Genomic DNA, 13,332 nt, shown 5'->3' with positions numbered 1-13,332 from the left:
CGCCTCCCGCGTCGGCATCGTGCCGATCGGGGTCTCCCTGGCCCGGTGCGGTCCGTCGCGCCCCCGTCCGCACCTCCCGCGACCCCGGCGGGCAGGTGCTCGCCCGCAGCCCGGGCCCCCTACGCGGCGTCTTCGTCACCCTCCATGTCCTGCGCGTGTGCGTCGAGGCGGGCGTCGGCCTGACGCACACGCGCCGGTCCTCCGCACCGGGCTGCCCCGGCCGCATCGGGCCGCCCCACGGGCGAGGCGGGCCGATGCCGTGGTCGTCGGCGTGTCGATGGCCGGGGAGTGGCCGCGGGACCGGCGCTCGATGACGCCGTCGAGTGGCTCGGGGCCCGGGCCGTGCCGCTGGTGCGGTGCGGGAGTCCGGTGCCGTGCCCGGCGGCCACGCTCCGGCTCGTCCGGGCGAGGCGGGCCCGCGGAACGCCCTCCACCGAAGGCCCTCGACTGAACGCCCTCCGAACGTCTTCCACCGAACGACCGCTGCCGATCACCTCACCTCCAGCGACCCGGCTGGAGCCCGCGAACCGAAGGGAAACCCCCGCATGCCCGCTCTGACAACGACGTCCGACGGTTTCCTGCTGCACGGTGAACCGTTCCGGATCATCTCCGGCGCGATGCACTACTTCCGCGTCCACCCCGACCAGTGGGCCGACCGGCTGCGCAAGGCCCGCCTGATGGGCCTCAACACCGTCGAGACGTACGTCCCCTGGAACCTCCACCAGCCCGAGCCCGGCACCCTCGCCCTCGACGGCATCCTCGACCTGCCACGGTATCTGCGGCTGGCCAAGGCGGAGGGGCTGCACGTACTGCTGCGGCCCGGCCCCTTCATCTGCGCCGAGTGGGACGGCGGCGGGCTGCCCTCCTGGCTCACCACCGACCCCGGCATCCGGCTGCGCTCCAGCGACCCCCGGTTCACGGGCGCCATCGACCGCTACCTCGACCTGCTGCTGCCGCCCCTGCTGCCGTACCTCGCGGAGTCCGGCGGGCCCGTCATCGCCGTCCAGGTGGAGAACGAGTACGGGGCGTACGGCGACGACACCGCGTATCTCGAACACCTCGCGGAGGCCCTGCGTTCGCGTGGGATCAGGGAGTTGCTCTTCACCTGCGACCAGGCCAACCCCGAGCACCTCGCGGCGGGCAGCCTTCCCGGGGTGCTCACCACAGGCACCTTCGGCAGCAAAGTCGCCGCGTCTCTGGACCAGTTGAGGGCGCATCAGCCCGAAGGGCCCCTGATGTGCTCCGAGTTCTGGATCGGCTGGTTCGACCACTGGGGCGAGGAGCACCACACCCGGGACGCCGCCGACGCCGCCGCCGACCTGGACCGGCTGTTGGCTGCGGGCGCCTCCGTCAACATCTACATGTTCCACGGCGGAACCAACTTCGCCTTCACCAACGGCGCCAACCACGACCACGCCTACCAGCCCATGGTCACGTCCTACGACTACGACGCCGCCCTCACCGAGAACGGTGACCCCGGCCCGAAGTACCACGCCTTCCGTGACGTGATCGCCCGCCACGCCCCCGTCCCCGACGAGCCGGTCCCCGTGGCTAGCGTCAAACTGCCGCCCACCACTGTCGAGTTGGGGCAGCGGGCGCCCCTGCTGCCCAACGTGGGGCTCCTCGCCAAGCCCGTGCGCACCGAGGACCCGGTGACCATGGACGAACTGGGGCTGCGTGCCGGGTACGTGCTCTACAGCACCACCGCTCCCCTCGCGGGCGACGGGCTGCTCCACTTCGAGGGCGGTGTCGGCGACCGGGCTCAGGTCTTCGTCGATGGCGCCCCCGTCGGCGTACTCGAGCGCGAGCGGCACGACGAGTCCCTGCCGGTCCGGATTCCCTTTGCCGGGGCGGCGGTCGACGTGCTCGTGGAGAACATGGGCGGGGTCAACTACGGGCCCCGCATCGGTTCCCCCAAGGGGCTCCTCGGAGCGGTCGCCTTCAACGGCACCGCGCTGCACGGCTGGGACAGCCACCCTCTCACCCTCGACGACCTCAGCGCGCTGCCCTTCGCCCCCTCGGACGCGACCCCGGCTGCCCAACCCACCTTCTACAGAGGCACGTTCGAGGTCGTCACCGCCGCCGACACCTTCCTGTCGCTGCCCGGCTGGACCAAGGGCCAGGCCTGGATCAACGGCTTCCACCTGGGCCGCTACTGGAACCGCGGACCGCAGCGCACCCTCTACGTGCCCGCGCCCGTACTGCGCCCGGGCGCCAACGACCTGCTGCTCCTTGAGCTGACCGCGACCACCTCCGCGCAGGCCCTGCTCACCGACACCCCCGACCTCGGCCCGGTGAAGCCATGACCCGCCACTTCCTCCGGGTCCCCGCGAGCGCAGGGCCCCCGCTCACCGGCCATCTCCCCTTCTCCGACGCGCCGGGAGTCGCCGACCCGATCGGGGTGACCAGCCGCTGGTTCACCCGGGGCGGGCGTCCCTGGTTCCCCGTCTCCGGCGAGTTCCACTACACCCGCTACCCGGCGGGGGAGTGGGAGGAGGAGCTGCTGAAGATGAAGGCGGCCGGTGTGACGGCCGTCGCCAGCTACCTCATCTGGATCCACCACGAGGAGATCGAGGGCCGGGTCCGCTTCGACGGCGACCGCGACCTGCGCCGCTTCGCCGAACTCTGCGCCCGTCACGGCCTGGACTTCATCCCGCGCATCGGCCCCTGGAGCCACGCCGAGGTCCGCAACGGCGGACTGCCGGACTGGCTGCTAGCCCGCACCCGCGCACCCCGCACCGACGACCCCGCCTATCTGGAACCCGTACGCGGCTGGTTCACCGCGATCGCCGAGCAGTTGAAGGGGCTCGACCGGGCGCACGGCGGCCCGATCGTGGGCATCCAGATCGAGAACGAGCTGTACGACCAGCCGGGCCACCTCCTCACCCTGAAGCGGATGGCGCAGGAGGCCGGGCTGAGCGCCCCGCTCTGGACCTCGACGGCCTGGGGCGGGGTCCAACTCCCGCCCGACGAACTGCTTCCGCTCTACGGCGGCTACACCGAGACCTTCTGGACGGAGTGGGACGGCGGCTGGCCCGACACCTGCCGCAAGCACTTCTTCTTCACCCATCAGCGCGACGACGAGGGCATCGGCGCCGACCTGCGCCCGACACACGTACGGGGTGGTGAACCGGCGGCGACCGACCGATTCCCCTGGGCCACCTGTGAGTTGGGCGGCGGGATGGCCGTGGCCTACCATCGTCGGCCACGTGTCGACGCCGCCGACATCGGCGCCCTCGGGCTCACGAAGATCGGGTGCGGCTCGGTCTGGCAGGGCTACTACATGTTCCACGGCGGCACCAACCCGGCGGGCGAGCTGACCACCCTCCAGGAGTCCCACGCGACCGACTACCCGAACGACCTGCCCGTCCTGACGTACGACTTCCAGGCACCGCTCGGCGAGTACGGGCAGTACCGGCCCTCCTACGACGAACTGCGCCTCCAGCACCTGCTGTTGGCGGACTTCGGTGAGCGCGTCGCACCCATGGAGTCCGTGCTGCCCGCGCGGCAGCCGGCCGGGCAGGACGACCGGGAGACACTGCGGTGGGCCGTGCGGAGCGACGGCGGATCCGGTTTCCTCTTCGTCAACAACCACCAGCCGCACGAGCCGTTGCCGGACCACCCGGACACCTCGTTCACCGTGGAGTTCCCGGACGCGCCGGAACTGGCTTTTCCCAGCACACCGGTGACGGTTCCTCAGGGAGCCTATTTCTGCTGGCCGTTACGTCTCGACGTCGCCGGACTCCGGCTCGACTGGGCCACCGCCCAGCCGGTGTGCACGGTCGACGTCGGCGGACGCACCGTCCTGGTGCTGGCTGCCACGGACGGGATCCCCGTCGAACTCGCCCTGGACATCGGGACGTTGAGATACGTGCACACGCCCATGGGGCAGGTGGAGTCCGTCGACGGACGTTTCCTCGTCACCGGACTGCGGCCCGGGACGGACGCCCTCGTCGAGGTCGGGACGGTGGACGGCGGACAGGTCGGCCTGCTGGTGCTGGACGCGGCGACCGCCCGTACCGCATACCGGGGCGTGGCCTGGGGGGCCGAGCGGCTCGTCCTGTGCGGCGCCGGGGACGGCGTCGTCTTCGACGAGCCGGCCGGTGAGGTCCGGCTGCACAGCGCGGCGCCGCAGACGTCGTTCGCCGTGCTGCCCGCGCCCGAGCGGCCTCCCGGCGGGAACCCGGCGGTGGCCCCCGACGGGGTGTTCACCCGCTACACGCTCCCGGCCGGCGAAGACCGCGGCCCCGGCCGCTCCGGCACCCTCGGCGTGACCCTCGTCCGGCCCGCCGGGCCCGCGCCCGGCACCGTCACCGGTGTGCTGGACCGGGCCGGCGCCCCCGCCGACAAGTACTTCGACACGTCCGCCGCCGAGTACCTCATCGACGTACCGGAGGAACTCCCGCGCACCGGAACGCTGTTGCGCATCCACTGGACCGGGGACGTGGCCCGCGCCCATGTCGGGGACACGCTGGTCGCCGACCAGTTCTTCGCGGGGCGGGTCTGGGAGATCGGCCTCGACCGGCTGCCGGACGACGCGCTGCGCGCCGGCGGGCTGCGGGTGAGGGTGCTGCCGTTCCCCGCCGACGCACCCGTGCACCTGCCGGTGCCCCTGCCGGTGGGGGAGGCCGGGATCGCGCGGGTCGAGTGGGTCACGGTCCGGACTCACGTGCTCGGAGGGTAGGGCCTTTCCGGTGGTGACCTCCGTCCGGCGGCCTATCCTGTGGGCCAGCCGGGCGGGGCACGACCGCCACGAGACGAAGCCGAAGGATGCGACCCCCATGACCCGAAGTGCCGGTGGCGGCGCTGCCCCCAAGGGACGCAGCCGGCGCAACTTCGCGGGCGCGAGGCCGGTGATGGACGACGTGGCGCGGCTGGCCGGAGTCTCCAAGCAGACGGTGTCGCGGGTGCTCAACGACAATCCGGCCGTACGGGCCGAGACCCGCGAGTCGGTGCTGGAGGCCATGCGGTCGCTCGGGTACCGGCCGAGCCGCAGTGCGCGCTCGCTGGCCAGCGGACGGACCCGGATGCTCGGGGTGATCTCCTTCGACGCGGCCCGCTACGGGCCCGCCTCCACGCTCACCGCGATCAACACCGCCGCCCAGGACGCCGGGTACCTCGTCAGCTCCATCGCCCTCGACACCGCCGACCGGAACACCGTCGTCGAGGCCGTGGACCGGCTGTCGGCGGAGGGCGCCGACGGGGTCATCGCCATCGCCCCGCAGCGGCGCGTCGGCAGGGCGCTCGCCGAGGCCCACCTCGACATCCCTCTCGTGGTGATGGACAACGCCCTCGACGACGACACCCCCATGGTCACCGCCGACTCCCGGGGCGGGGCACGCCTGGCCACCGAACACCTCCTGGGCCTGGGCCACCGTACGGTCCGGCACATCGCCGGACCGACCGGCTGGACGTCCGCCGAGCGCCGGGCCGCGAGCTGGCGCGAGACCCTGGAGAAGGCCGGGGCACACGTGCCCGAGCCGCTCGTCGGCGACTGGAGCGCCGACTCCGGGTACGAGCTGGGCCGCCGGCTCGCCCGCGATCCGGCCGTCACCGCCGTCTTCGCCTCCAACGACCAGATGGCGCTCGGCGCGCTGCGTGCCTTCCACGAGGCCGGCCGCCGGGTCCCGCACGACGTCAGCGTCGTCGGCTACGACGACATCCCGGAAGCCGCCCATCTGCTGCCCCCGCTCACCACCATCCGTACCGACTTCCAGGAGATCGGCACCCGTTCCCTGCGGCTGCTCCTGGCGCGGATCGACGGCCGGGAGGAGACGGGCGCGGACGCCGGCGCCGTGGTCTCCGTCATCCCCGCCCACCTCATCGTGCGACGCAGCACGGGTCCCGCACCGGACCAGAACCCGCCGGGCAGGTCCTAAACTGGCGCGGTGGTGACAGGTACGGGCAACGCCGGGTTCGACGATCCGTCCGCCGAGGTGCTGGCTGAGGCCGCCGGGGCCTTCGGGCTGCTGGCCTCGCCCGCCCGGCTGCACATCGTGTGGGCGCTGGCGCAGGGCGAGAGCGATGTGACCGGGCTCGCCGAACGGGTCGGCGGCGCGCTGCCCGCCGTGAGCCAGCACCTCACCAAACTGAGACTCGCCGGGCTCGTGCGCTCGCGGCGCGAAGGGCGCCGGCAGGTGTACTTCGTCGACGACCCGGACATCGTCACCGTGGTACGGCTGCTGGTCGGGCGGCTGACCGACCGGGCCGACAGCGCCCCCGTACGGCATCTCCGTGGGGTCTGACCTCCGGACGCCGTACCGGCTCGCCGGTCTCGCGCGCGGTCTGACCGACAGCGAGGCCGAGGCGCGGCTCGCGGAGGTCGGGGAGAACGTCGTTCCGGCCGCCCGGCCGATCGGCCCGGCAGCCCGGTTCGTACGGAGCGCCCGCGACCCCTTCACCGCCGTACTGCTCTGTCTCGGGCTCGTCTGCGCGGCCGTCACGGCCTGGGGGACGGCCGCGGTGATCCTGTCCCTGGTCGCGGTCGGCTGTGTGCTGCGCGCCTCCGGCGAACATCAGGCGGAACGTTTCCTCAATGGGCTGGGCGAGCTGGTCGCCGCCACCGCTACGGTCCTGCGCCGACCGCCGGGGGGCGGGCCGCCGCTCACCCGGGAGATCCCGGTCGCCGAACTCGTCCCCGGCGATGTGATCCGGCTCGGGCCCGGCGACCTGGTCCCGGCGGACGTACGGCTGCTGCGCGCGACCGGGCTGACCGTGCACCAGGCGCCGCTGACGGGCGAGTCTGCGCCGGTCGCGAAGGACGTACGGCCGGGCACGGCGGACCGGGGCGGGTTCGAGCGGCCCGAGCTGTGCTTCCAGGGCAGTGCCGTCGCCTCCGGGAGCGCCACCGCCCTGGTGCTGGCCACGGGGGCGCGTACGCGCTTCGCGGGCGCGCACGAGGCCGTCGCACCCCGGGGCAGGAACGCCTTCGACCGGTCGCTGCACGGGATCTCCTGGGCGCTGATCCGGTTCATGCTGCTCGCCCCGCCGCTCGTGCTGGTGGTGAGCGGGGCGCTGCGCGGGCGGGGGCCCGAGACGCTCCCGTTCGCCGTCGCGGTGGCCGTCGGGCTGACGCCCGAGATGCTGCCCGTCGTCATCGCCGCATGTCTGGCGCGCGGGGCCTCGGGGCTCGCCCGGGCGCACGGAGTCGTGGTGAGGCGGCTGCCCGCCCTGCACGACCTGGGCGCGGTCGACGTCCTGTGCCTCGACAAGACCGGCACACTCACCCGGGACCGGCCCGTCGTCGAACGGTCCACCGACGCCGACGGCCGGGACGACCCCGAGGTGCTCACCCTGGCCGCCATGGCCGCCTGGTGGACCCTCCAGCTCGCCGACCCGCCCACCCCGGACGCCCTCGACGAGGCGCTGCTGACGGCGACCGGACCGGCCGACGAACGGTACGACGGCGTGGCCGCGCTGCCCTTCGACCCGGTGGGCCGGACGGCCACGGCGGTGGTTCGGGTACGGGGGATGCCGGGGACCCACCTCCTCGTCGTCAAGGGCGCCGTCGCCGACGTCGTCGAGCGGTGCGCACCGGACCCCGCCGCGCGGGCACGCCTTCTCGCGCACGCCGACGAGCAGGCGGCGAGCGGACTGCGGCTGCTCGCCGTCGCCACCGCCGAACGCGAACGGCCCGCGCGCGCCCGCGCGTGGACCCCCGCCGACGTACGCGGCCTGACCTTCCGGGGTTTCGTCGCCCTGCGGGACGACCTCGCGCCCACCGCCGCCGAGGCCCTGCGCGACCTCACCGCGCTCGGCGTGGACGTCAAGATCCTCACCGGCGACCGTCCGGGCACGGCCGCCCGCGCCTGCCACGACCTGGGCCTCGACTCGGGGGAGGTGGCGGACGGGGACACGGTGGTCGGCCTCGGTGACGCCGAACTGGCGGACCTGGTCCGGCGTACGACCGTCTTCGCGGGCTGCGCCCCCGCCCACAAGGCCCGGATCGTCGCCGCGCTGCGGGCCGCCGGACACACCGTCGGCTTCCTCGGGGACGGGGCGAACGACGTGCCCGCGCTGCTCGCCGCCGACGTCGGGATCGCGCCGCGCGCCGCCGTCGGCGCGGCCCGCGGGAGCGCGGACGTCGTCCTCGGGGAGAAGGACCTCGCCGCCGTCGCCCACGCCGTCACGGCCGGCCGGCACAGCAGCGGCAACATCGCCACGTATCTGCGCGTCACGCTCTCCTCGAACCTCGGCAACGTCGCCGCGATGCTCGCCGCCGGGCTCCTGCTGCCCTTCCTGCCGATGCTCCCGGCCCAGGTCCTCGCGCAGAACCTGTGCTTCGACACGGCCCAACTGGCGTACGCCCACGACCGTCCCGGGCCCGGCGCCCTGGCCCGGCCGACCGTTCTGCGCCCCCGGGACCTCCTGCGCCTCCTCGGCGGCTTCGGCGCGCTCAACGCCGTCGCCGACCTCGCGACCTTCGCCGTGCTCGCCCTCGTGCCGCGCGGGCCCGGCGCCCTGGACGACCGGACTGTCTTCCACTCGGCCTGGTTCACCGAGAACCTCCTCACCCAGGCCGTGGCGATGCTGCTGCTCCGCGGCGGCGGGGGCCGGGTCACGGGAGCCGTCGGGCGGGCGGCGGCCGGGCTCGCCGCCGCGGGGCTCCTGCTGCCCCTCTCCCCGCTCGGCCCGCCGCTGGGGCTGGCGGGGCTGCCGGGGCCGTACTACGCGCCTGTGGCGGTCGTGCTGGGCCTGTACGGGGGTGCCCTCGCCGTCGCCCGGCGGTGGCGGTCCTCGGCGCGGGGCGCCCCGGTCAGCCGTAGCTGAGGTTCGAGCAGAGGCTGTCGTCCGCCGAACGGGCCCCCTCGGTGACGTCCTTCGGGATGGCGGTGGGCTGCGGCGCGGCGGTGGAGCCGCCCTTGTACGACTCGCCGACGACGACGTTGACGCCCGCCGCCGTCACCGGCTGGACGGCCGCGCCCGGGAAGACGCGGGCCGCCGTCTGGGCAGCGGACTTGAGGCCGGGGCCGTACTCGATGACCGTCGTCGCGTGGTCCTGGCTGCTCGCGGTCGCCGTGCCGTTGACCGTGAAACCCTTGGAGGTCAGCTCGGCGGCGGCCTTCGCGGCCAGGCCCGTGACGGTGGTGCCGTTGTAGACGGTGACGGTGATTCCCCTGCCGGACACCGGAGTCGCGGAGGCTGTGGGACGGGCGCTCGGCGAGGCCTTCTTCTTGCCGCTCGCGTCCTTGCCGTCCAGGGTGCGGTCCGCCTTGAGAGCGGCCCAGAGGTCACTGGCGTCGGGTTCGACGATCGCGACACGCGAACCCTGGTACCGCCAGGGGATGGTGACGAACTTCGTGTTGTGCAGGTCGATGTCCTTCAGCGTCATCGCGAAGGAGATCAGCTTCTGGGCGGAGCCGAGTCCGGGGTCCACGGTCAGGGACTTGGTGGCCGCGTCGGCGAGCGGGAGCAGCTTGGTCGGGCTCAGACCGTTGCTCTTCACCTCCGTCAACAGGCTTGCCACGAAGGCCTGCTGGCGTTTGATGCGGCCGATGTCGGAGCCGTCGCCGATGCCGTGCCGGATCCGGACGTAGTCCAGCGCCTTCTGCCCCGAGACCGTCTGCTCGCCCTTGTCGAAGAGCAGCTTGCCGCGTGTGGTGCGCTTGGGGCTGAGATCACGTTCGTACAGCTTCTGGGGGAGGCACACCTTCACCCCGCCCACCACGTCGGTCAGCGCGGCGAAGCCCTTGAAGTCGACGACGACGGTGTGGTCGACGCGCAGACCCGTGATGCTCTCGACAGTGTTCTGGGTGCAGGCGGGGTTGCCCTTGGCGGTCTCGCCGACCGAGTAGGCCCTGTTGAACATGACGCCCCGCTGGGCGGTCGTCCACTTGCCGTCGGGCAGCCGGCAGGGCGGGATGGTGACCAGGGTGTCGCGGGGTATGGAGACGGCCACGGCGTTCTTGTGGTCGGCGTAGATGTGCAGCAGGAACGCGGTGTCGGAGCGGCCTATGTCGTTCACGTCGCCGCCGCCGAGCGCGGCGTTGCCGTCGTTGCGCGCGTCCGAGCCGATGACCAGGACGTTCTCGCCCTTGGACGAGCCCGCGGCCGGACGGTTGTCCGAGATGCCGCCCGCGTCGAAGGTCTTGATGTCACGGTCCAGCTTCAGATAGACCCAGCCGGCGCCGGCCGCGAGAAGCAGCAGGAGCGAGAGACAGATCGCCAGTGCCAGTCGTCCGCGCCGCCCCGGCCTGCGCCGCCGGGCGCCCGCGCCGGACCGATGTCGCGCGGGTACGGTCGGCCTGCTCGTGCTGGTGGTCATCGGCGCCCTTCTCACGTCTCACCCTGGTTGTACAGTTGCGCAAAGTGGCAACTGTTATGTGTGACGAAGGAAAGGGCTGTGAGGTTGTGCTCCGGAACGGACTGGAACCCTGGCACCTGCTCGTGGTGGCGATCGTGTTCATCGTGATGTTCGGCTCGAAGAAGCTGCCGGACACGGCACGCGCCCTGGGCCGCTCGATGCGCATCCTCAAGAGCGAGGCGCGGGCACTGAAGGAGGACGGGTCGGCGGGCGGCTCGGCGACGGAGGAATCTTCGCAGGTGAGCGGCGGTTCCTCAGCGGAACCGGTCGCCGACCGGACCGAGCCCGTTGGCGCCGGGACGACTGTCGCCGAGCCGGTTGCCGCCGAGTCGGCCGCCGGCCTGCGGGAGCCCGTCACCGATCGATAAGATCATCCGCATGGCCGCTTCCGAACCGACCATCCTCGCGACCTCCGGCGGACACCGCAGCGGCGGCCGGACCATGGTGGAGTTCGACGCCCTGGTGCACCACGCCGTCGACCTCTCCGGCGCCCACGGCCGCAGGCCGCGCGTCCTGTACGTCGGTACGGCCATCGGGGACGCCGAACACTTCACCGCCCGCATGGGCGAGGCCGCCCGGGTCGCGGGCTTCGACCTCACGCCCCTGCATCTCTTCCCCATGCCCAACCTGGACGACGTCGAGGGAACGGTGCTCGAACAGGACGTCGTCTGGGTCATGGGCGGCTCGGTGGCGAATCTGCTCGCGGTGTGGCGGGTGCACGGCCTCGACCGGATCATGCGGCGCGCCTGGGAGGCCGGCGTGGTGCTCAGCGGAGTCAGCGCGGGCTCCCTCTGCTGGTTCAGGGGCGGTACCACGGACTCCTTCGGCCCCGGACTCAGGCCGCTCACCGATGCGTTGGGCTTCCTCCCGTACGGCAACGGCGTGCACTACGACAGCGACGCGGGCCGCCGCCCGCTGGTCCACAGACTCGTCGCCGACGGCACCCTGCCCACCACGCACTGCACCGACGACGGGGTCGGTCTCGTCTACCGAGGAACCGAACTCGTCGAGGCAGTCGCGGAGTTGCCGGGCAGGGGTGCCTATGTCGTCAGATGCGAGGGTGATGTGGCGGTGGAGGAGCGGATCGAGCCGCGCAGGCTGCCGTCACCGTCTTCCTGACCGCCGTCCGCCGCCGTGGGTCCGGTGGATCCCGCAGCGTCCGGGGCCGCCATGTCGGCCTTGCCCTGTTGCTCCTTGTCCTTGCGCCGCTGGCTGCGGCTGACACGCGGTTCCTGGTCGGGAAGCCAGCCGAAGGCCATGCAGCTGCCCACGGCTCCCAGTGCGAGCCCCACGAAGAATCCGCCGAGGTTCGAGGTCACCCAGGTGCCCAGCGTCAGCATGATGCCGACGATCGAGTAGAACAGGCGTTGCGCGGGGTTGAAGAGGATCAGCAGACCGCACACGACCATCAGGGCCGGCAGCATGAAGCCCGCCAGACCCTGCATACCCAGGTGCACGACGATCTTCAGGGAGACCTTCATCGTGACGAGGATCTCCACCCCGCCCAGGGTGAGCAGCAGCCCGCCCAGGAACGGACGGTGGGCCCGCCACGTTCTGAAAGCGGGCCCCACCTCCTGTTGGCCGATGCCCAACATCAGCAACCCGACTCGCTGAAGCTGAGCTTCAGCCCGGGCAGCTTGAACACGGCTGCCGTGGTGGCGTAGTTGGTCGACCGCAGGTTGGCAATGCGGATGGTGTCCGCCTGCTGGCTGAAGACGCCGGCCGGACCCTTGACGCCCGCCTTGTCGAGCGTGCTGGCGTCGTTGCCGATCTCGATGTTGGTGAACGACGCGTCGCCCGACTGCTCGGTACCGTCGAGCGTCAGGTCGGTCGCGGACACCGGGGTGCCGTTGCCGCCCGCCTTGATCAGCAGGTTGATGCCGCCGAGGTCGACGCTCTGGCACAGCTTGGTGATCGTCGCGTTCTTGATCGCGGTGGTGATGACCAGGACCTGGCCGCCGGTGTCGCCCTCGTTCGGGCTGTTCTCGATCATGTGGTCGAGGCCGCCGAACTGCTCGAAACCGGTGCCGTTCATCTCGGTCGCGGTGACCGTGAACGGCATGCCCGAGATGGCGAACTGGACGCCGAGGGCGCCCTGTGCGGTGAGAACCGCGAGCGTGGCCGCGACCAGGGTGGCCGGCACCGCCATGACGGCGGCCCGGCGTGCGCGGACCCGCCCGCGTCGTTCGGCGCCCTTCCCGGCGCCTTCGAAGAATTCGGACACATTGTTGGATCCCGTGGCCCCGGCGCCCTCGGAAGCGATACCGCTTCCTGGCTGCTCGGGGTTGGATCCGGCGGACGACGAGGCGTCCGAGGACGAGGCCATGGCTGCTCCCAGTACATAGTCAACTGCGTCAATGCTGGTCACGCTTGTGTGGCACGTTGTCCTGGCGCGGACATCGGCTGCGGCGTACGTCTCCTCGCAACTCCCGGCGGTTGCAAGGGCTTTCACGGTTACGCCCCAGTAGCCGCCGAGGAAGTTACCCGTGGTTACTTTCGAGGGTCAAGAGAGTTGTGGAAAAAGGGTGGGGATTATGCGCCACCTGTGGCTTCACGGGGTGATCCGGGGTCGTTCGGGGGGTCCGAAGAGCCCTCGGAGGGGTGTCGCAGGAGTCGACGAGGCGCACGGAAGTCGAGGCGTCCACCGCGGGAGCAGATGACCGGAAGTTCGACGGAAGCATCAACTTCCGTCCGATGTCTTGACGTTGACGGTCCCTCAGGTCTAGAACTCGACCTGGTTTCCCCGGATCCGTGGCGCCGGATCCGCAGCGATGCGAGTCATCGCTCTTCCCGGACTCATTGTTCATTCCGTAGTCCGCCTCCGAGGCACCGGCATGGCCGTTTCCCCCCTGGGCCACCGCCGGTTCGCCCTGTCCCGCCCGGTCCGGCAGGAAGCCTCCCTCCAAGCCTTCCTGCCGGTCACCGGCCGGTTGTCGTTGCCGGTCCGTCACGTACGGAGAAGGCGTTACGGGCCGGCAAACGGCGTCATGCCCGCGTCCTTCATGCGTTCAGCACGCGAACTCTCGCGT

The 13,332-nt window shown here is 72.1% G+C and carries 10 protein-coding genes; 7 read left to right on the top strand and 3 right to left on the bottom strand.

Annotated elements, in window-relative coordinates; genetic code table 11:
* The first annotated feature begins 545 nt into the window (after positions 1–545).
* The 5 genes from OG595_RS08415 (at position 546) to OG595_RS08395 (ending at position 8,769) form a co-directional block, all read left to right on the top strand.
* Entirely contained in the window at positions 546–2,306 is a 1,761-nt protein-coding gene (locus OG595_RS08415; RefSeq protein WP_329269575.1) for a glycoside hydrolase family 35 protein, read from the top strand.
* Complete coding sequence (locus OG595_RS08410; protein ID WP_329269574.1) at positions 2,303–4,684, top strand: beta-galactosidase; 2,382 nt, start codon at positions 2,303–2,305, stop codon at positions 4,682–4,684. The genes OG595_RS08415 and OG595_RS08410 overlap by 4 nt, the downstream gene beginning before the upstream one ends.
* Positions 4,685–4,781: 97 nt before the next feature.
* Positions 4,782–5,879: a LacI family DNA-binding transcriptional regulator gene (locus OG595_RS08405; protein WP_329269572.1), complete on the top strand. Its 1,098-nt coding sequence runs from the start codon at positions 4,782–4,784 to the stop codon at positions 5,877–5,879.
* A gap of 9 nt (positions 5,880–5,888) precedes the next feature.
* A complete protein-coding gene (locus tag OG595_RS08400; protein WP_329269570.1) occupies positions 5,889–6,245 on the top strand; it encodes an ArsR/SmtB family transcription factor in 357 nt (118 codons plus the stop codon).
* Entirely contained in the window at positions 6,229–8,769 is a 2,541-nt protein-coding gene (locus OG595_RS08395; RefSeq protein ID WP_443073327.1) for an HAD-IC family P-type ATPase, read from the top strand. Before OG595_RS08400 ends, OG595_RS08395 begins: the two co-directional genes overlap by 17 nt.
* Here the strand turns inward: OG595_RS08395 and OG595_RS08390 are convergent.
* Positions 8,756–10,264 carry an LCP family protein gene (locus tag OG595_RS08390; protein WP_329269565.1) on the bottom strand — a complete coding sequence of 503 codons (1,509 nt, stop codon included), beginning with the start codon at positions 10,262–10,264 and terminating at the stop codon, positions 8,756–8,758. The two genes, OG595_RS08395 and OG595_RS08390, sit on opposite strands and share 14 nt — an antisense overlap.
* Before the next feature lie 86 nt (positions 10,265–10,350).
* Here OG595_RS08390 and tatA point away from each other — a divergent pair, with 86 nt between their 5' ends.
* Both tatA and OG595_RS08380 read left to right on the top strand, forming a co-directional pair.
* Positions 10,351–10,671, top strand: a complete 321-nt coding sequence (gene tatA, locus OG595_RS08385; RefSeq protein ID WP_329269563.1) for a Sec-independent protein translocase subunit TatA — start codon at positions 10,351–10,353, stop codon at positions 10,669–10,671.
* Between the two features lie 10 nt (positions 10,672–10,681).
* The gene (locus tag OG595_RS08380) at positions 10,682–11,422 is read left to right on the top strand and encodes a peptidase E (protein WP_329269561.1); all 741 of its coding nucleotides are present in this window, start codon (positions 10,682–10,684) and stop codon (positions 11,420–11,422) included.
* Here OG595_RS08380 and OG595_RS08375 read toward each other — a convergent pair.
* Both OG595_RS08375 and OG595_RS08370 read right to left on the bottom strand, forming a co-directional pair.
* Positions 11,344–11,898, bottom strand: a complete 555-nt coding sequence (locus tag OG595_RS08375; protein ID WP_329269559.1) for a DUF6114 domain-containing protein — start codon at positions 11,896–11,898, stop codon at positions 11,344–11,346. The genes OG595_RS08380 and OG595_RS08375 overlap by 79 nt on opposite strands.
* Positions 11,898–12,629, bottom strand: a complete 732-nt coding sequence (locus tag OG595_RS08370) for a DUF6230 family protein (RefSeq protein WP_329269557.1) — start codon at positions 12,627–12,629, stop codon at positions 11,898–11,900. The genes OG595_RS08375 and OG595_RS08370 overlap by 1 nt, the downstream gene beginning before the upstream one ends.
* Positions 12,630–13,332 lie beyond the last annotated feature (703 nt).

This window comes from Streptomyces sp. NBC_01451 (assembly GCF_036227485.1).
Taxonomy (GTDB): domain Bacteria; phylum Actinomycetota; class Actinomycetes; order Streptomycetales; family Streptomycetaceae; genus Streptomyces.
The sequence above is the reverse complement of the archived record's forward strand: the minus strand, read 5'-3'. Positions and strand labels throughout refer to the sequence as shown.